Here is a 16,769-nt window from a genome sequence, read left to right as displayed (position 1 = left end):
CGATTGGTTCGACCCGCCTGGCCGCCCCGCCGTCGCTCCAGCAGGCTGTAACCCGTGGCGGCGCGGCGGGTCAGGTGCGACGGGCGTCGCGTATCACGGGCTGCGGGCTCCGGCTTCGCGGATCAGGAGGACGGTGAGTGAAGGGCGCCGCCGCGGTGACGACGGATCCGGGCCGCGCCCCGGCGGAACCGCGCCCCCCGGCGGAACCGCGCCCCCCGGCGGACCCGTGACGCCCGGCGGACCCGGGACGGGCCCCGCGCCGCCCCTGGACCCGGCGGTCTTCGACGGCGCGGTCGCCGCCGTGGCGCTGCTCGCGGGCCCCGAGGGCCGCCTCCTCTACACCAACGCCGCCTTCACGAGGATGTTCGGCGCCCGGCGGCTGGGCCTGCCCGCCCGGGAGGCGTTCGCGGACCCCGACGGCTGGCGGTTCCTGTCGGTCCTGGACGAGGTACGGGCCACGGGGCGGGCCCGCCAGGTCACCGGCGCCCGCGAGCCCGACCCCGGGGCGCCCGCGCAGGCACGGTACTTCGTCTACTCCTGCAGTCCCGTGACCACGTCCGAGGGCGAGGGAATCCTCGTGGTGGCGATGGACACCACCACCGAGACGTTCGCCCTGCAGCGGTACCGGGCCCTGGTCTCCGCCGTGTCGGTGATGGTGTGGGTCATGCACGCCGACGGGACGATGGAGGAGATCGTCCCCGGCTGGGAGCGGTTGACCGGCGTCCCCTGGCATCCGCGCGCCGACGAGGGCTGGTACGCGCGCATCCACCCCCGCGATCGCGACCGGCTCGGCGCGGGCTGGCGCGACAGCGCGACGCGCGGTGCCGGAGGCGTCTTCCAGTGCACCTTCCGCGTGCGCGCCGCGGACGGCTCGTACCGCCACCTCTCCACGCGCGGGGTCCCCGTCCTGCGGGAAGGCCGCGTCGCCGAGTGGATCGCCGCCACCGTCGACATCGAGGACACCTGGCGCGCCCAGCTGCGGGAGCGGCTCCTCGCCCGGGTCGCGACCGTCACGGGGCAGAGCCTGGGGGAGGCGTTCGGCGAGGTCGTGAAGATCGTCGTGCCCGAACTGACCGACGCCTGTCTGATCCTGCTGCTCTCCCATGAGGAGTGGCCGCTGCCCGAGCACGCCCGCGTCACCGCCCGGCGGGTCGCCTCCGCCACTCGTCCCGGACTGCCGGCGCCGCCCGCCCTGCTCGGGCAGAGCGTCACGGTCACCCGGACGGTCCGCGAGGTCCTGGAGTCCCGCGTCCCCCGCACCTTCGGCATCCCCGTCGGCGGCCCCGTACCGGCCGAGCTCCTGCCGGCCGTCACGGAACGGTGGCTCGCCGCCTCGGGGGCCACGAGCGTCACCCTGATCCCGCTGGTCGTCGACGACACCGTCCTCGGATACGCGGCCACCAGTACCAACGGCGACACCCCGGCCCTCGGCCCGACCGAGACCGACCTGCTGCGCGAGGTCCTCCACCACGCCCAGCAGCCGATCCGCAAGGCCCTCGACCTCCAGCGCGCCCGGCGGACCGCGCTCGCCCTCCAGCGCGCCCAGCTCACCCGGCCGCCCGCCGTCGACGGGGCGAGTCTGGCCGCCTCCTACCAGCCGGCCAGCTCCGCCAACGAGATCGGCGGGGACTGGTACGACGCGTTCGTCCTGCCCGATGGCACGCTCGTCCTCGACGTCGGCGATGTCGTCGGGCACGATCTCGCCGCCGCCACCGCGATGACCCAGATGCGCAACATGCTCCGCGCCCTGGCCTACAGCCGCGGGCCCGGCACGACCCCCGCCGATGTGCTCGCCCGGTTCGACGAGGTGGCCGAGGGGCTGGGTGCGGCGCCCTTCGCGACGGCCGTCCACACCCAGCTGCGCCGGCTTCCGGACCTCCGGTGGTCCCTGAGCTGGTCCAACGCCGGTCACCCGCCGCCGCTGCTGATCCCGGCCCACGGCGACCCGCTCTTCCTCAACGGTACGGAGGAGGACCTGCCGCTCTGCGTCGACCTCAGCCTCCCGCGCAGCACCCACACCCGCGTGCTCGGTGCGGGGGACACTCTCCTGCTCTACACGGACGGTCTGGTCGAGACGCCCACCGCTTCCCTCGCGCAGGGACAGCGGCGACTGGCGCGCGAGGCGGCCCACCACCGGCGGGCGGCGCTGCCCGAACTGCTGCACGAACTCCAGCGCCTCTCCGATCATCGCGACGACACCGCGATGATCGCCTTCCGTGCCGGGGCACCCGAGTCACCCGAGTCGCCGTAGTGTCACAAACCGCAGATACTTCCCGAAACGGCCAAGATCGGCCCTCGGGACGGAGACGGCGATGGACGACTACCCCCTGCTCGACCTCTTCTGGACCATGCTCTGGTTCTTCCTCTGGATCATGTGGCTGTTCCTGCTGTTCAAGATCATCACGGACATCTTCCGGGACCACGAGCTCAGCGGCTGGGGCAAGGCGGGCTGGCTGATCCTCTGCCTGCTGGTTCCCTTCCTCGGCGTCCTCGTCTACGTCATCGCGCGCGGGACGGGCATGACCCAGCGGGAGACGGCGCGCGCCAAGGAGACCGAGGCGGCCTTCCAGGACTACATCCGCACATCGGCGGCCGGCTCCCCGGGAGCGTCCGGCGCGGGTGGCGGAGGGGGTGCCGACGAACTCGCGCGGCTGGCCGAACTGAAGGAGAAGGGGGCGCTCACGGAGGAGGAGTTCCGGAAGGCGAAGGCGAAGCTCCTGGCCTGACGGCGGCCGGCGCGGACGGACAGGGGCAGGAGACGGCATGGAGTGGAAGCCGCGGGTCGAGCGTCTGAGGACGGGCGCCGAGCGACGCTTCCCCGTACTGACCGAGCTCACGGGCCGGCTGGTGTCCGCGAACCTCCTGGACGCGGGGACCAGGCTCGCCGCCCAGGCGTTCCTGGCCGCGGTCCCCCTCCTCTTCGCCTTCGCGGCCTTCGCCCCGCACGGCGTCCGTGACCAGCTGAGCGAGTCGCTCGGCTCGATGTTCGGCCTCACCGGCGAGTCCGACGAGCAGCTCAAACAGGTCCTGAACGGCTCGGCCAGCGACGAAGTCCGCGAGACGACCGGCCTGGTCGGGGCGACGGTGGCCCTCGTGTCGGCGACGAGCTTCAGCCGGGCCATGGCCCGGGTGTGCGAGCGGGCCTGGCGGCTGCCCAGGGCCAAGACCCGGATCGCGGCCTGGCGCTGGGTGGCGTGGCTCCTCGTCCTGCTGCTCGTGATCCTGTTCCAGGGCCCGATCCGGAAGGGCCTCGGCGCGGGTGCCCTGGTGGGTGTCGTCCTGACCTTCCTGGTGTCCACCGGCGTCTGGCTGTGGACCCAGCACCTGCTGCTGGCCAAGCGCGTCGCCTGGCTGGCGCTCCTGCCCGGGGCGCTGCTGGCCGCCACCGCCACCACGACGCTCAGCCTCACGGCCCGGATCTATGTGCCGGCGGCCGTCGACAGGGCCATGGGCGAATACGGCGCCTTCGGCCTGGTCCTCGTCATGCTGTCGTGGCTGATTGTCATCTGCGGCGCGGTCACGTTCGCCGTCACCATCGGAGCCGTACTCGCGGAAGAGCCGCCGCTGAACAAGTACGTGATGCGGGACAGGAACGCCACGCCGCCCCCGGCCGAGGAAAACGGGGGCATCGCCCGCCGATCGACGGCGGGGCCGTTCGTGCCGTGACGCCGTGACGGCGTCACGCCGTGACGCCCGGGTGCCGCCGAGCCGGCGCCCCTTCGTTCAGCTCCGCCCCGCCGTGCGCGTCGTGCACGTCGCCCTGTCTGCCGGGCAGCCTGGCGTTGTATTTATTCATTCAAGACCTTGATGTCTGTTCATCTCCATGCCAGATTCGGCGCAGCTCACTGGGTCAACGGAGAGGTCACCGACATGCCGGTCCAGCACGAACCCGGGGAACGACTCGCGATGGAACGACGCACCATCGAGGTCATCCCGGACGCCGAGCGGCACGGTACGCCGCGCAGCCAGTTCACCTTGTGGTTCGGCGCCAACATGCAGATCACCGCGATCGTCGACGGCGCCCTGGCCGTCGTCTTCGGCGCCGATGCCCTCTGGGCGATACCCGCGCTGCTGATCGGCAACGTACTGGGCGGCATCGTCATGGCGCTGCACTCCGCGCAGGGCCCGCGGCTCGGCGTACCGCAGATGATCTCCAGCCGTGCGCAGTTCGGCGTCTACGGCGCGGTCCTGCCGCTGCTCCTGGTGATCCTCATGTACCTCGGCTTCGCCGCGACCGGCAGCGTGCTGGCCGGGCAGGCGGTGTCCGAGATGCTGCACATCGGCAATACGGACATCGGCATCCTCCTCTTCGGCGCGCTGACCGCCGTGGTCGCCGTCACCGGCTACCGGCTGATCCACATCGCCGGCCGGATCGCGACCGTCGTCGGCGTCCTCGGCCTCGGCTACCTGCTGGTGCGGGTGTTCACGCAGTACGACGTCGGCGCGCACGTCGGCATCAAGGGCTTCGAGGCGGCGACCTTCCTGCTCGCCGTGGGCCTCGGCGCCGGATGGCAGCTGACCTTCGGCCCGTACGTCGCCGACTACTCGCGCTACCTGCCGCGCGACACCAGCACGCGCGCGACGTTCTGGTCCACCTTCGCCGGCTCCGTCATCGGCTCCCAGTGGGCCATGACGCTCGGCGCGCTCACCGCGGCCGTGGCGGGCAAGGCGTTCCTGACCGACCAGGTCGGCTTCCTCGGCGAGCTTGCGGGACCGGCGTTCCTCGCGTTCCTCATCTACCTCGTGATCGTGGTCGGCAAGCTGACCGTCAACTGCCTGAACGCGTACGGCGGCTTCATGTCGATCCTGACCACGGTCACCGCCTTCGACGGCCGCTCCCGGATCTCGCCCGCCGCACGCGCCACCTACATCGTCGGCTTCACCGCGGTGTCCGTCGTCATCGCGCTCGCCGCAAGCGACGACTTCCTCACCAACTTCAAGAACTTCGTGCTCCTGCTCCTGATGGTGTTCACCCCGTGGAGCGCGATCAACCTGGTCGACTACTACCTCGTGTCCCGCGAGCGCGTCGACATCCCCGCGCTGTACGACCCGGACGGCCGCTACGGCCGCTGGAACGTCACCGCGCTGACCTGCTACGTCGTCGGCGTCGCCGTGCAGATCCCGTTCCTGGCCACCAAGATGTACACCGGCGCGATCACCGAGCGGCTCGGCGGCGCCGACATCTCGTGGATCGTCGGACTCGTGGTCACCTCGGCCCTGTACAGGCTGTGGGCGCGGCGCACCGCGAACCCGCCGGCCGAGACGATCCACCCGCCCGCCGAGACCGTCCACCCGGTCCCGGCACCGGTCTCGGCCGGCTGACCCGGCGTCACCCCGTCGGCATGACGTCCGCCCACAGGGCGGTCGCGTCGGGCGAGAGCGGTGTGGCCGCTCCGCCCGGCACGCCGGCGTCCTCGTCCCACCACACACCCTGGCCGGATGTCAGGGCGCGCCCGTCCGGGCCGGCCTGCCAGCGTCCGCCCAGGACGTAGAGCACTCCGGCGTGCCCGGCGGGCGGCGCGACCTCGCCGGTGACCCGCTCCACGCGGGCCGCCCAGCGCCCGCGCCGCACCATGATGTTCAGCACCCGGCAGGAGCCGCCCGGCAGTTCGGCGGCGAGCTCGAGGTCGCCGGAGAACGCGAACGGCTCGCCCGCGCGATCGAGGAGCCGATCGAACACCCCCGGGCACGCGAGCCGTACGCCGTCGCCCGCCAGCAGGGTGAGCGTCCGGTCGACGCCCGGGAACGCCGAGAACGGCCCGTCCCGGTCGATGTCGGCGACGCTCGCGCGCCACCCGAACTCCTCGCTGCCCACCGGCCACGAGACGATCTGCCGGGTCGCGCCCCCGTCGTTGCGCCACCGGCCCGCCGTCAGCGTCTCGACATCGAAGTGGTGCATCGGTGGGCTCCTGACCTGCGTCCGGTACGGGGTGTGGATCATACGGCCAGGTCAACGGAAGAGCCGTGTCCGCGGGAGTGGTTGACGAAAGGTCTGGACCAACCTACGGTCTGCTGGAGCGCGCGCCATGCCCAGGACCACCCCCCCACGTCCCCAGGAGCACGCATGCCAGGCCTTCGGATCCCCCGTGTCCTCGGAGCGGGGCTCGTCACCCTGCTCGCGGCCGCCGCCCTCACCGCCCCCGCTGCGGCCGAAAGCCCGCGGCCCGCCCGTACCCCCGTCTCCGCCCTCGCCCCGGCGGAGGCCGCCGCGGACACCTGTGCCCTCAAACCGAAGCCCGCGGGGAAGGTGCTCCAGGGGTACTGGGAGAACTGGGACGGCGCGGCCAACGGCGTCCACCCGCCCTTCGGCTGGGCGCCCATCGACGACCCGCGCTTCGCGGCCCACGGCTACAACGTCATCAACGCCGCCTTCCCCGTGATCCGTTCGGACGGGACGGTGCTGTGGGAGGACGGCATGGACAACACCGTCCGGGTGCCCACCCCGGCGGAGATGTGCCGGGCCAAGGCGGGCGGCGCGACCATCCTGATGTCGATCGGCGGCGCCGCCGCCGGTATCGACCTGAGCTCGCGCGCCGTCGCCGACCGCTTCGTGGCGACGATCGTGCCCATCCTGCAGAAGTACAACTTCGACGGGATCGACATCGACATCGAGACCGGCCTGGTGGGCAGCGGCGCCATCGGCACCCTCTCCGCCTCGCAGGCCAACCTGGTGCACATCATCGACGGTGTCCTCGCCCGCATGCCCGCGGGCTTCGGACTGACGATGGCGCCGGAGACCGCGTACGTCACCGGCGGCAGCGTGGCCTACGGCTCGATCTGGGGCGCCTACCTCCCCATCGTCAAGAAGTACGCCGACAACGGCCGTCTGTGGTGGCTCAACATGCAGTACTACAACGGCAGCATGTACGGATGCTCGGGCGACTCGTACGCCGCCGGGACCGTCGCCGGGTTCGTGGCGCAGACCGACTGCCTGAACCGGGGCCTCGTCATCCAGGGCACGACGATCCGCGTGCCGTACGACAAGCAGGTCCCCGGCCTCCCGGCCCAGCCGGGCGCGGGCGGCGGCCACATGGCGCCGTCGACCGTGGCCCAGGCGTGGAACCACTACGGCGGGGCCCTCAAGGGCCTGATGACCTGGTCGGCGAACTGGGACGGGTCGAAGAACTGGACCTTCGGCGACAACGTCAAGGCACTCCAGGGCCGCTAGGGCCCTGTCCGGCCTCGTACCAGGGTGTCACCCGGCCCCCCGCTCCGGGGCGGGCCGGGTGACACCCTCACCGTTTCCGCAGGTCGTGCCGGTGCCGTGACGCCCGCCGGGGTTACGGTCGGCGCCATGGAAGGTGAACGTCAGGGCTGGCTCCGCTGTCTGCTCGCCGGTGCCGTGTTCGTCGTGTGCATGGCCGGAACCACACTGCCGACGCCGCTGTACCCCCTCTACCAGGAGAAGTTCGGGTTCTCCGAACTGACGGTGACCGTCGTCTACGCCGTGTACGCCTTCGGGGTCATCGGCGTCCTGCTCCTGGCCGGCAACGCCTCGGACACCATCGGCAGGCGGCCGACGCTGCTCTGGGGCCTGGGGTTCTCGGCGGCGAGCGCGATCTGCTTCCTCTGCGCGACCACCGTGGACTGGCTGTACGCGGGCCGGCTCCTGTCCGGTCTGTCGGCAGGCCTGTTCACCGGCGCCGCCACCGCGTACGTCATGGAGCTGGCCCCGCCCGGTGGAGCGTCCCGGGCGACGTTCGTGGCGACCGCCGCCAACATGGGAGGCCTTGGCTGCGGCCCGCTGCTCGCCGGCCTGCTCGCGGAGTACGCCCCCGAGCCACTGCTCCTGCCGTTCGCCGTGCACCTCGGCCTGGTCGCACTGAGCGCCGGCGTCCTGCTCTGGCTCCCGGAGACCGTCCGGGAGCGCCGGCCCTTGACCGCCGTACGGCCGCGGCGGCCCGCCCTCCCGGCCCAGGTGAGGGCGGTGTTCGTGCCGGCGGCGATCGCGTCCTTCGTGGGCTTCGCCCTCTTCGGCGTGTTCACCTCGGTCAGCCCCGCCTTCCTCGCCCGCTTCCTGCACGTCGACAACCACGCCGTGAGCGGGCTGGTCGTGGCCCTGGCCTTCTTCGCCTCCACCGCCGGACAGCTGGCCGTCGACCGCGTCGGGGTGGCGCGCTCCCTGCCGCTGGGCTGCGCCGTCCTCTTCGCCGGCCTCGCGCTCCTCGGGGCGGCCCTCTACACCGACCTCCTGGTGTTCGTCGTCCTGTCGGCCGTGGTCGGTGGTGCCGGACAGGGCCTCGCCTTCCGCGCGGCACTGTCCTCCGTCGCCGCGGCGGCGCCGGAGGACCAGCGGGCCGCGGTGATCTCCAGCCTCTTCGTGGTCGCCTACACGGGAATCTCGATCCCGGTGATCGGCGTGGGACTCCTCGCCGACCCGCTCGGACTCGAAGGGGCGGGACTCGTCTTCATCGCGTGCATGCTGGTGCTCGTCGCCTCCGCCGCCGCGTACCTGGTCCGACGGCCCGTACAGGCCGGCAGCCGCTGACCGCTCCCGGTCACCCCCTGGCCGCCGCCAGGCCCAGACCGGCCGCCAGGCGCGCGCGGTGCCAGGCAGGCGGGCCGAAGAGGTGGGACGAGCCGTGCGCACGCTTGAAGTAGCGGTGGGCGTCGTGCTCCCACGTGATGCCGATGCCGCCGTGCAGCTGGATCATCTCGCCCGCCACCGCCGAGAACGCCTCCGAGCAGGCGGACTTGGCGGCGGCCGCGCAGCGCGTCGCGTCCGGCGCTCCCTCGGCCACCGCGAAAGCGGCCCCGAGCGCGACCGAACGCGCCGACTCCACCAGGACGTAGGCGTCCGCGAGCCGGTGCTTGACCGCCTGGAACGAACCGATCGGCCGGCCGAACTGGACGCGCTCCCCGGCGTAGGCGACGGTGAGTTCGAGGCAGCGCGCGGCGGCGCCGACCTGCTCGGCGGCGAGCGCCACGCAGGCCAGGTCGAGGACGTGCCGCAGCACCCGCTCGCCGTCGCCCTCCGCCCCGACCAGCCGGCCCTCCGCCCCGGCGAGGGCCAGGCGGGCCTGGCCCCGGGTCGCGTCCATCGTCACCGACGGCGTACGGTCCACGCCGGCACCGTCCCCGGACACCTCGAAGAGCGAGACCCCCGCGTCCGTACGGGCGGCCACGAGCAGCAGCTCCGCGCCGGCGCCGTCGAGGACGTGATCCTTGACCCCGGTGATCCGCCGGACGCCGCCGGGCCCGGGGGCGGCCTCGGCCCGTATCGCCGCCGGGTCCCAGGAGCCGTCCTCGGCCCATGCCAGCGCCCCCACCACGGCGCCCGAGGCCAGTCCCGGCAGCAACTCCGCACACACCGCCGTGTCGCCCGAGGCGAGCAGCGCCTGCACCACGAGCACGGCCGAGCCGAGGTACGGCACGGGGGACAGCTGCCGCCCCAGTTCCTCCATCACCACATGGACCTCGCGGGCCCCACAGCCCGCGCCGCCGTACTCCTCGGGAACGGCAAGCCCCGCGACGCCGATCTGCCCGGTCAGCGGACGCCAGGCCGTGTCCCCCGCGTGGCGCCCCAGCAGCGCCCGTACAGCGGACCGCAGTTCTTCCTGTTCCTCCGTCAGCCTCATGCGCTCTGCTCCTTTCCGAACGGTTCGACACGGCTCGGTGCCGCTGAGGGGGTACGGGTGGCGGCCGGATCCTCCTCCGACAGGTCCCGGCCCCGGGTCTCGGCGGTGCGCCGGATGGCCAGGGCCGTCACGAGACCGCAGACGAGCGCAAGCACCGCGAGGGGAGCGCTCCGCGCGCCGCCCGAGGCGGAGAGCAGGCTGCTCGCGAACAAGGGGGTGAACCCGCCGCCGATCAGTGCGGCCAGTTGATAGCCGAGGGAGGCCCCGGTGTAGCGGACGCGGGTGCCGAACATCTCGGAGAGCAGCGGGCCCAGCGGCGCGTACATCGCGGACTGCACCACCTGGCCGATGACCATGCCGAGGACGAGCAGCGCGGGGGACCGGGCGTCGACCAGGGCGTAGACGGGGAAGGCGAGCAGGACGACACCCGCGGCGCCGCCCAGCACGACGGCCCGGCGGCCCACGCGGTCGGAGAGCGCGGAGAAGAGCGGAATGGTCACCAGACCCGTGACCGAGGTGAGGACGAGGCCCGTCATCACCTCGGAGGTGGCGTACCCGATGGTCGTCGCATAGGTGAGCATGTACGTGCTGATCAGGGCCGTCAGGGCGAAGGGGCCGATGCCCACGGCGCACGCGAGGACGAGGTTCCGGGGCCTGCGCAGCACCTGCGCCAGCGGCACGCCGGGCTCCTTGCCGGCCTCGTCCGCCCGCGCCGCCTGCCGGAACAGCGGGCTCTCCGTGATGCTCACCCGCACGTACAGGCCGACGGCGAGGAGCACCGCGCTGAACAGGAACGGGACGCGCCAGCCCCATGAGAGGAAGGACTCGCGGGGCAGCAGCGTGGTCAGGGTGACCGCGACCGTGGAGAGCAGGAAGCCGATCGGCGACCCCATCTGCATCACCCCGCTCCACAGGCCTCGGCGCCGCGGGTCGGCGTGCTCGACGACCATGAGCGTCGCTCCGGCCCATTCCCCTCCGATCGCGATGCCCTGCACGACGCGGAGAAGGACGAGGAGCACGGGTGCGGCGATGCCGATGGTTCCGTACGTCGGCAGGAGCCCGATCAGGAGGCTCGCCACCCCCATGAGCACCATCGTCAGGACGAGCATCGACTTGCGGCCGAGCCGGTCGCCGAAGTGCCCGAAGACGGCGCCGCCGAGCGGCCGCGCCACGTAGCCGGCGGCCAGCGTCCCGAAGGCGGCGATCGTGGCGACGGTGGGATCGGAGCCCGGGAAGAACAACGGACCGAAGACGAGCGCGGCCATCGTGCCGTAGAGCAGGAAGTCGTAGTACTCGATGACGGTGCCGAGCAGGCTCGACAGCGCGACCCTGCGCAGCAGGGCGGGGTCCGACGGTCTCTCGGGGGAGTGCGGGGACGGTGCGGAGGACATGGGGCTCCCGGGTGCGGTGGGGAAGCGGGGGATCGGTGAGCGGTGAGCGGAGCCGGCGTGTGCGGCTCGCTCTCCCGGGTGGGTGGTCCGGGCGAGCGAGCCGGCGGCGTCAGGGCGCGAGGACGCGGGCGCGGCAGGCGGCGGGGGTGCCCCAGGCCTCGCGCAGGGGACGGGCCTTGCGGATCCACAGGGACAGGTCCAACTCGTCCGTGTAGCCGACGGCGCCGTGCAGCTGCAGGGCCGCGCGGGCGGCGGCGTAGGCGGCGTCGCCCGCCGCGACCTTCGCCGCGGCGATCTCGCGCCCGGCTTCCGCGCCGTCCGCCCGGGTCAGGGTCAGCGCGGCCGAATGGAGCAGGGGCTGAGCGAACTCCAGGGCGATGAGCGTGTCGGCCAGACGGTGCTTCACCGCCTGGAACGAGCCGATGGCGACCCCGAACTGGGTGCGCTGCCTGACGTACGTCACGGTCCGGTCGAGCAGCGCGCGGCCGACGCCGAGTGCCTGGGCGGCGGTGACCAGGGTCGCCACGTCGGCGGCGTGCGCGGCGGCCGCGGTCACCTCGGGGCCCCCGGCCAGGACGGTGCCGCCGAGGGGGCGGGCCAGTCGGCGTGCGGGATCGGCGGACGGCTGGACGGGTCCGGCGTCCTCCGTCAGGAGCACCGCGTCGCCCTCCACGACGAGCACGGCGTCGGTCGCGTCCGGGTCCAGGGCGTAGGGGCTTCCGAAGGCCGGCACGCACAGGGAGACGAGCGCCTTGCCGGAGGCGATGCGCGGCAGCCACGCCGCAGCCGCCTCGTGGTCGCCGAGACGGTCGAGGAGCGCGGCCGCGGCGACCGTCTCGACGAGCGGCCCGGGGACGGCGTGGCGGCCCAACTCCGTGAAAGCCACGACAAGTTCCGCCGGCAGCGGGCCGAGTCCTTCGTACGGCTCCGGTACGGCGAGGGCGAAGACCCCTGCCTCCGCGAGCCGGGACCAGAGGGCACGGCCCGGCGCGGTGTCACCGGCGGCCCAGGCCCGTACGGCCCCCGGGGTGTCGGACGCGGTGAGCATGGCGTCGAGCGAGCGGGCGAACTCCCGCTGCTCGTCGTCGAGGAGGAACCGCATCACCGGCGTCCCTTCGGCAGGCCGAGCAGGCGCTCGGCGATGATGTCGCGCTGGATCTCGTTGGTGCCCGCGTAGATCGGCCCGGCGAGGGAGAATGTGTGGCCCTCGGCCCAACTGCCGTGGGCGGGAGCCTCCGTGGCCTCGTCGGACAGCTCGCCGTACGGGCCGAGTACGTCGAGCGCGGTCTCGTGGAGCGCGATGTCGAGTTCGGACCAGAAGACCTTGTTGAGGCTGGACTCGGCGCCGATGGACTCTCCCGCGGCGATCCGGGAGGCGTTGGCGTAGGTGAACAACCGGTAGGCGCGCGCTCCGATGACCGCGTCGGCCACCCGGTCGCGCAGCGCGGTGTCGGACGGGTCGGCGCCCTCCCGCCACAGCTCGGCCAGCCGCTCGGCGGCGGCCGTGAACCGGCCGGGGCTGCGCAGCGTGAGACCGCGCTCGTTGCCCGCCGTGCTCATGGCGACCCGCCAGCCCTGGCCCGGCGCGCCGATCACGTCCTCGTCGGGCACGAAGACGTCGTCGAGGAAGAGTTCGGCGAAGGCGGGCTTGCCGTCGAGCCGCCCGATGGGCCGTACGGTCGCCCCGTCCGCGTCGAGCGGGAACATCAGATACGTCAGGCCCTGATGCGGCTTGGCGGCCGCCGGGTCGCTGCGGAAGAGGCCGAAGGCGCGGTCGGCGAAGGCCGCCCGCGACGACCAGGTCTTCTGGCCGCTCAGGAGCCAGCCGCCCTCCGTGCGGACGGCGGTGGAGCGGAGGCTCGCGAGGTCCGAGCCGGACTCCGGTTCGGACCAGGCCTGCGCCCAGATGACCTCGCCGGAGGCCATGGAGGGGAGGATCCGGGCGCGCTGCTCGTCGGTGCCGTGCTCGAAGAGGGTGGGGGCGAGGAGGTTGATGCCGTTCTGGCTCACCCGGCCGGGCGCGCCGGCCGCGAAGTACTCCTCCTCGAAGATCAGCCACCGGAGGATCGACGCGCCCCGGCCCCCGTACTCCTCGGGCCAGGAGACCACCGACCATCGGTCGGCGAAGAGGATCCGCTCCCACGCGCGGTGGGCGGCGAAACCGTCCTCCGTCTCCAGGGACGGCAGCGGGACGGTGGGTACGTGGGCGGTGAGCCAGGCGCGGGCCTCGGCCCGGAAGGCGTCCTCCGCCGCGGTGAAGTCGAGGTCCATCAGGCTCCCGCCGCCTTCATCGCGTGGACGTCCATGCCGCCCAGGGAGTCCGGGGCGGTCTCGGCGTTGTGCGCGTGCGCGAGGTGGTGCAGCCCGAACACCGAGTCCATGCCGGTGTGCATGCCCTGGAGGTCCTCGGCCTGATTGACCGCGCGCTTGGTGAGGGCCAGGCCCATGCGCGGCATCTCGGCGATCCTGGCCGCCAACTCCATGGTGCGGTCGGTCAGTTCCTCGCGTGGGACGACGCGGTTGACCATGCCGACCTCGTACGCGCGACGGGCGCTCATCCGGTCACCGGTGTACAGGAACTCCTTCGCGATGCGCGGGGGCATCACCCACGGGTGGGCGAAGTACTCGACGCCGGGGATGCCCATGCGGACGACCGGGTCGGCGAAGAACGCGTCCTCGGAGGCGACGATCAGGTCGCACACCCAGGCGAGCATCAGGCCGCCCGCGACGCAGGCGCCCTGGACGGACGCGATCATGGGCTTGGGCAGTTCGCGCCAGCGCCGGCACATGCCCAGATAGACCTCGGACTCGCGGGCGAAGCGGCTCTCCGCGCCCTCCTTGTCCGAGTGGTCCCACCAGAGCCCGGCCCTGCGGTCGAACGGCAGGTGCGCGTCACGTTCCGGGGTGCCGATGTCGTGACCGGCGGAGAAGTGCTTCCCCGCCCCGGCGAGCACGACGACCTTGACCTCGCTGTCGCCGGCCGCGCGGTAGAAGGCCTCGTCCAGGGCGTATGTCATCGCGGAGTTCTGGGCGTTGCGGTAATCGGGCCGGTCCATGGTGACCACGGCGACGGGGCCGAGGCGGGCGTATCGGACAGGTGACGTGGCCGTCGAAGCCGTTGTGGATGTGGACGTCGATGTGACCGTCGATGTGGACGTGGATGCGGTGCGGGCAGCGGACATCCGCCCTCCTTCCCTAACAAGTGTTTGGTAGGTTAACGTACGGCCATGAGCAACGTCGAGGAGTTCCGCGCAGAGTTCCGCAGCTGGCTGCGCTCCCACCTCACCGGCGAGTTCGCCGCCCTGCGCGGCCGCGGAGGACCCGGTCGGGAGCACGAGGCGCATGCCGAACGCCTGGCCTGGGAGCGGCACATGGCCGCCGAGGGATGGACCTGCGTCGGCTGGCCGAAGGAGTACGGCGGACGGGGGGCGACCCTGGAACAACAGGTCGCCTTCCACGAGGAGTACGCCCTCGCCGCCGCCCCCGCCCGCGTCGGCCACATCGGCGAACAGCTCCTCGGGCCCACCCTCATCGCCTTCGGTACGCCCGAGCAGCGCGAGCGTTTCCTCCCGCCGATCGTCGCCGTCGAGGAACTGTGGTGTCAGGGCTACAGCGAGCCGGACGCGGGATCGGACCTGGCCAACGTCCGTACCCGGGCCGACCGGGACGGCGGGGAGTGGGTGGTCACCGGCCAGAAGATCTGGACGTCACAGGCGCACGAGTCCGACTGGTGCTTCGTCGTCGCACGCACCGAAGTCGGCTCGGTCCGCCACCAAGGCCTGTCCTACCTGCTCGTCCCGCTGCGCCGGCCCGGTGTCGACATCCGGCCGATCGTCCAGCTCACCGGGACCTCGGAGTTCAACGAGGTGTTCTTCGACGGGGCCAGGACGGACGCGGCCAACGTCGTCGGCGCCCCGGGCGAAGGCTGGAAGGTGGCCATGGCCACCCTCGGCTTCGAGCGGGGCGTCTCCACCCTCGGCCAGCAGGTCGGCTTCCGCCGCGAACTGGAAGCCGTCATCGAGCTGGCCAGGCGCAACGGCGCGGCCACGGACCCGCTGATCCGCGACCGCATCGCCCGGGCCTGGATCGGCCTGGAGACCATCCGGTTCAACGCCCTGCGCATGCTCGGCGGCGTCGCGGCCGGGGCCCCCGGCCCCGAAGCGTCCATCGGCAAGATCTTCTGGGCCACCTGGCACCGCGAGCTGGGCGAACTCGCCATGGACGTCTGCGGCGCCGGCGGCATGCTGGCGGCCGGCGAACCGTACGACCTCACCGACTGGCAGCGGCTCTACCTCTTCTCCCGCTCCGACACCATCTACGCCGGATCCAACGAGATCCAGCGGAACATCATCGCCGAGCGCGTCCTCGGCCTGCCCAAGGAGGTCCGCCCGTGACCCGCACACCACCCCCCTACGTCCCGGGGCACGGGCTGCTCGCCGGCCGGAGCGCCGTGGTGACCGCCGCGGCCGGCGCCGGTATCGGCGGCGCCACCGCGAGGCGGCTCCTGGAGGAAGGCGCGCGGGTCGTCCTCTCGGACGCCCACGCCCGCCGGCTGAAGGAGTCCGAGGCCGAACTGGCCGCGGAGTTCGGCGCCGACCGCGTCGCCGCCCTGCCCTGCGACGTCACCGACGAGGCCCAGGTCGCCGCCCTCCTCGACCTCGCCGAGGAGCGCCACGGGCGCCTCGACATCCTCGTCAACAACGCCGGCCTGGGCGGCACCGCCGACCTCGTCGACATGACCGACGACCAATGGGACAAGGTCCTCGACGTCACCCTCAACGGCACCTTCCGCTGCACCCGCGCCGCACTCCGCCGCCTGAAGGCCGCGGGCAGCGGCGGCGTCGTCGTCAACAACGCTTCCGTGGTCGGCTGGCGTGCCCAGAAGGGCCAGGCCCACTACGCCGCCGCCAAGGCCGGCGTCATGGCGCTCACCCGCTGCGCCGCCCTGGAGGCCGCCGAGTACGGCGTACGGGTCAACGCCGTCTCCCCGAGCCTGGCCATGCACCCCCACCTGGCGAAGGTCACCACCCCCGAGCTCCTGGAAGAGCTGACAGCCCGCGAGGCGTTCGGGCGGTACGCCGAGCCGTGGGAGGTGGCCAACGTGATCGTGTTCCTCGCCAGCGGCTACTCCTCGTACCTGACCGGCGAGGTCGTCTCGGTGAGCAGTCAGCATCCGTGAGGAGACGACCGTGGTGAGCGCGGCGCCCGAGCGACGGGACGAACTCCTCGCCACCGCCGCCGAGGTGTTCGCTGCCCAGGGGTACGACGCCACCACCGTCCGGAAGATCGCCGACGCGGCGGGCATCCTCGCGGGCAGCCTCTATTACCACTTCGACTCCAAGGAGTCGATGCTCGACGAGATCCTCTCCCGCTTCCTGAACGAGCTGTGGGCCCGGTACGACCGCGTGCTCGCCGCCGGACACGGCCCCAGGGAGACCATCGAGGCTCTCGTCACCGAGTCCTTCCGGGAGATCGACCGGCACCGCGCCGCCGTCGCCATCTACCAGAGGGAGTCCCGGCACCTGCGGGAGCAGCCGCGCTTCGGCTATCTCGACGACTCGCAGCAGCAGTTCGAGAAGGCCTGGCTCGGCACCCTGGAACGCGGCGTGGCCGCCGGGGTGTTCCGCGCCGACCTCGACGTCCGCCTCACCTACCGCTTCGTCCGCGACACCGTCTGGGTCGCCGCGTCCTGGTACCGGCCCGGCGGACAGCACAGCCCGGAGGAGATCGCCCGCCAGTACCTGTCCATGGTGCTGGAGGGCGTGGCACTCCGTACCTGACATCCATGACATGAACGCGT

General features: G+C 72.6%; 14 protein-coding genes and 1 pseudogene. 9 read left to right on the top strand and 6 right to left on the bottom strand.

The features are described from left to right. The first annotated feature begins 133 nt into the window (after positions 1-133). The 4 genes from OG357_RS00690 to OG357_RS00675 all read left to right on the top strand — a co-directional run bounded on the left by OG357_RS00690 (position 134) and on the right by OG357_RS00675 (position 5,322). Positions 134-2,251 carry a SpoIIE family protein phosphatase gene (locus OG357_RS00690; protein ID WP_329619202.1) on the top strand — a complete coding sequence of 706 codons (2,118 nt, stop codon included), beginning with the start codon at positions 134-136 and terminating at the stop codon, positions 2,249-2,251. Between the two features lie 61 nt (positions 2,252-2,312). After that, positions 2,313-2,726, top strand: a complete 414-nt coding sequence (locus tag OG357_RS00685) for an SHOCT domain-containing protein (protein WP_329619201.1) — start codon at positions 2,313-2,315, stop codon at positions 2,724-2,726. 37 nt (positions 2,727-2,763) lie between these two features. After that, a complete protein-coding gene (locus tag OG357_RS00680; RefSeq protein ID WP_329619200.1) occupies positions 2,764-3,666 on the top strand; it encodes a YhjD/YihY/BrkB family envelope integrity protein in 903 nt (300 codons plus the stop codon). Positions 3,667-3,906: 240 nt separating this feature from the next. Further along, positions 3,907-5,322 (top strand): purine-cytosine permease family protein, encoded by a 1,416-nt coding sequence (locus OG357_RS00675; protein WP_443066609.1) that lies wholly within the window; start codon positions 3,907-3,909, stop codon positions 5,320-5,322. Positions 5,323-5,329: 7 nt separating this feature from the next. Here OG357_RS00675 and OG357_RS00670 read toward each other — a convergent pair whose 3' ends face one another. Next, positions 5,330-5,899: a HutD/Ves family protein gene (locus OG357_RS00670; protein WP_329619198.1), complete on the bottom strand. Its 570-nt coding sequence runs from the start codon at positions 5,897-5,899 to the stop codon at positions 5,330-5,332. Positions 5,900-6,064: 165 nt separating this feature from the next. On the opposite strand from OG357_RS00670, the gene OG357_RS00665 reads away from it, so the two are divergent. Further along, a complete protein-coding gene (locus OG357_RS00665; RefSeq protein ID WP_329619197.1) occupies positions 6,065-7,168 on the top strand; it encodes a chitinase in 1,104 nt (367 codons plus the stop codon). 126 nt (positions 7,169-7,294) lie between these two features. After that, the gene (locus OG357_RS00660; protein ID WP_329619196.1) at positions 7,295-8,488 is read left to right on the top strand and encodes an MFS transporter; all 1,194 of its coding nucleotides are present in this window, start codon (positions 7,295-7,297) and stop codon (positions 8,486-8,488) included. Between the two features lie 10 nt (positions 8,489-8,498). On the opposite strand, the gene OG357_RS00655 is transcribed toward OG357_RS00660, so the two are convergent. The 5 genes and pseudogenes from OG357_RS00655 to OG357_RS00635 all read right to left on the bottom strand — a co-directional run. Continuing rightward, positions 8,499-9,578 carry an acyl-CoA dehydrogenase family protein gene (locus OG357_RS00655; RefSeq protein WP_329619195.1) on the bottom strand — a complete coding sequence of 360 codons (1,080 nt, stop codon included), beginning with the start codon at positions 9,576-9,578 and terminating at the stop codon, positions 8,499-8,501. Next, positions 9,575-10,969, bottom strand: coding sequence for an MFS transporter (locus tag OG357_RS00650; protein ID WP_329619194.1), 1,395 nt, complete (start codon positions 10,967-10,969; stop codon positions 9,575-9,577). The genes OG357_RS00655 and OG357_RS00650 overlap by 4 nt, the downstream gene beginning before the upstream one ends. Positions 10,970-11,078: 109 nt before the next feature. Then, on the bottom strand, positions 11,079-12,071 hold the full coding sequence (locus OG357_RS00645) for an acyl-CoA dehydrogenase family protein (RefSeq protein WP_329625449.1): 993 nt from the start codon (positions 12,069-12,071) through the stop codon (positions 11,079-11,081). Then, entirely contained in the window at positions 12,071-13,240 is a 1,170-nt protein-coding gene (locus tag OG357_RS00640; RefSeq protein ID WP_329619193.1) for an acyl-CoA dehydrogenase family protein, read from the bottom strand. The genes OG357_RS00645 and OG357_RS00640 overlap by 1 nt, the downstream gene beginning before the upstream one ends. Continuing rightward, a pseudogene (locus OG357_RS00635) lies at positions 13,240-14,082 on the bottom strand (enoyl-CoA hydratase); the annotation flags it as partial. The gene OG357_RS00640 and the pseudogene OG357_RS00635, both read right to left, overlap by 1 nt. 114 nt (positions 14,083-14,196) lie before the next feature. Between OG357_RS00635 and OG357_RS00630 the strand changes: the two are divergent. Genes OG357_RS00630 through OG357_RS00620 form a run of 3 tightly spaced genes read left to right on the top strand, consistent with a single transcriptional unit; the run spans position 14,197 to position 16,749 of the window. Then, a complete protein-coding gene (locus OG357_RS00630) occupies positions 14,197-15,363 on the top strand; it encodes an acyl-CoA dehydrogenase family protein (RefSeq protein WP_329619192.1) in 1,167 nt (388 codons plus the stop codon). Continuing rightward, positions 15,360-16,148, top strand: coding sequence for an SDR family oxidoreductase (locus OG357_RS00625; protein ID WP_329619191.1), 789 nt, complete (start codon positions 15,360-15,362; stop codon positions 16,146-16,148). Before OG357_RS00630 ends, OG357_RS00625 begins: the two co-directional genes overlap by 4 nt. A gap of 13 nt (positions 16,149-16,161) precedes the next feature. Further along, complete coding sequence (locus OG357_RS00620) at positions 16,162-16,749, top strand: TetR/AcrR family transcriptional regulator (protein WP_329619190.1); 588 nt, start codon at positions 16,162-16,164, stop codon at positions 16,747-16,749. Positions 16,750-16,769: the final 20 nt, after the last annotated feature.

The sequence above is a fragment of the Streptomyces sp. NBC_01255 genome (assembly GCF_036226445.1).
Classification (GTDB): domain Bacteria; phylum Actinomycetota; class Actinomycetes; order Streptomycetales; family Streptomycetaceae; genus Streptomyces.
This window is presented reverse-complemented; position numbering and strand designations above follow the sequence as displayed.

What these genes read in the sequence shown, in the direction of transcription:
- OG357_RS00685 (WP_329619201.1), top strand. Translation starts at nt 2,313, where the DNA reads ATGGACGACTACCCCCTGCTCGACCTCTTCTGGACCATGCTCTGGTTC.
- OG357_RS00680 (WP_329619200.1), top strand. Translation starts at nt 2,764, where the DNA reads ATGGAGTGGAAGCCGCGGGTCGAGCGTCTGAGGACGGGCGCCGAGCGA.
- OG357_RS00675 (WP_443066609.1), top strand. Translation starts at nt 3,907, where the DNA reads ATGGAACGACGCACCATCGAGGTCATCCCGGACGCCGAGCGGCACGGT.
- OG357_RS00670 (WP_329619198.1), bottom strand. Translation starts at nt 5,899, where the DNA reads ATGCACCACTTCGATGTCGAGACGCTGACGGCGGGCCGGTGGCGCAAC.
- OG357_RS00665 (WP_329619197.1), top strand. Translation starts at nt 6,065, where the DNA reads ATGCCAGGCCTTCGGATCCCCCGTGTCCTCGGAGCGGGGCTCGTCACC.
- OG357_RS00660 (WP_329619196.1), top strand. Translation starts at nt 7,295, where the DNA reads ATGGAAGGTGAACGTCAGGGCTGGCTCCGCTGTCTGCTCGCCGGTGCC.
- OG357_RS00655 (WP_329619195.1), bottom strand. Translation starts at nt 9,578, where the DNA reads ATGAGGCTGACGGAGGAACAGGAAGAACTGCGGTCCGCTGTACGGGCG.
- OG357_RS00650 (WP_329619194.1), bottom strand. Translation starts at nt 10,969, where the DNA reads ATGTCCTCCGCACCGTCCCCGCACTCCCCCGAGAGACCGTCGGACCCC.
- OG357_RS00645 (WP_329625449.1), bottom strand. Translation starts at nt 12,071, where the DNA reads ATGCGGTTCCTCCTCGACGACGAGCAGCGGGAGTTCGCCCGCTCGCTC.
- OG357_RS00640 (WP_329619193.1), bottom strand. Translation starts at nt 13,240, where the DNA reads ATGGACCTCGACTTCACCGCGGCGGAGGACGCCTTCCGGGCCGAGGCC.
- OG357_RS00630 (WP_329619192.1), top strand. Translation starts at nt 14,197, where the DNA reads ATGAGCAACGTCGAGGAGTTCCGCGCAGAGTTCCGCAGCTGGCTGCGC.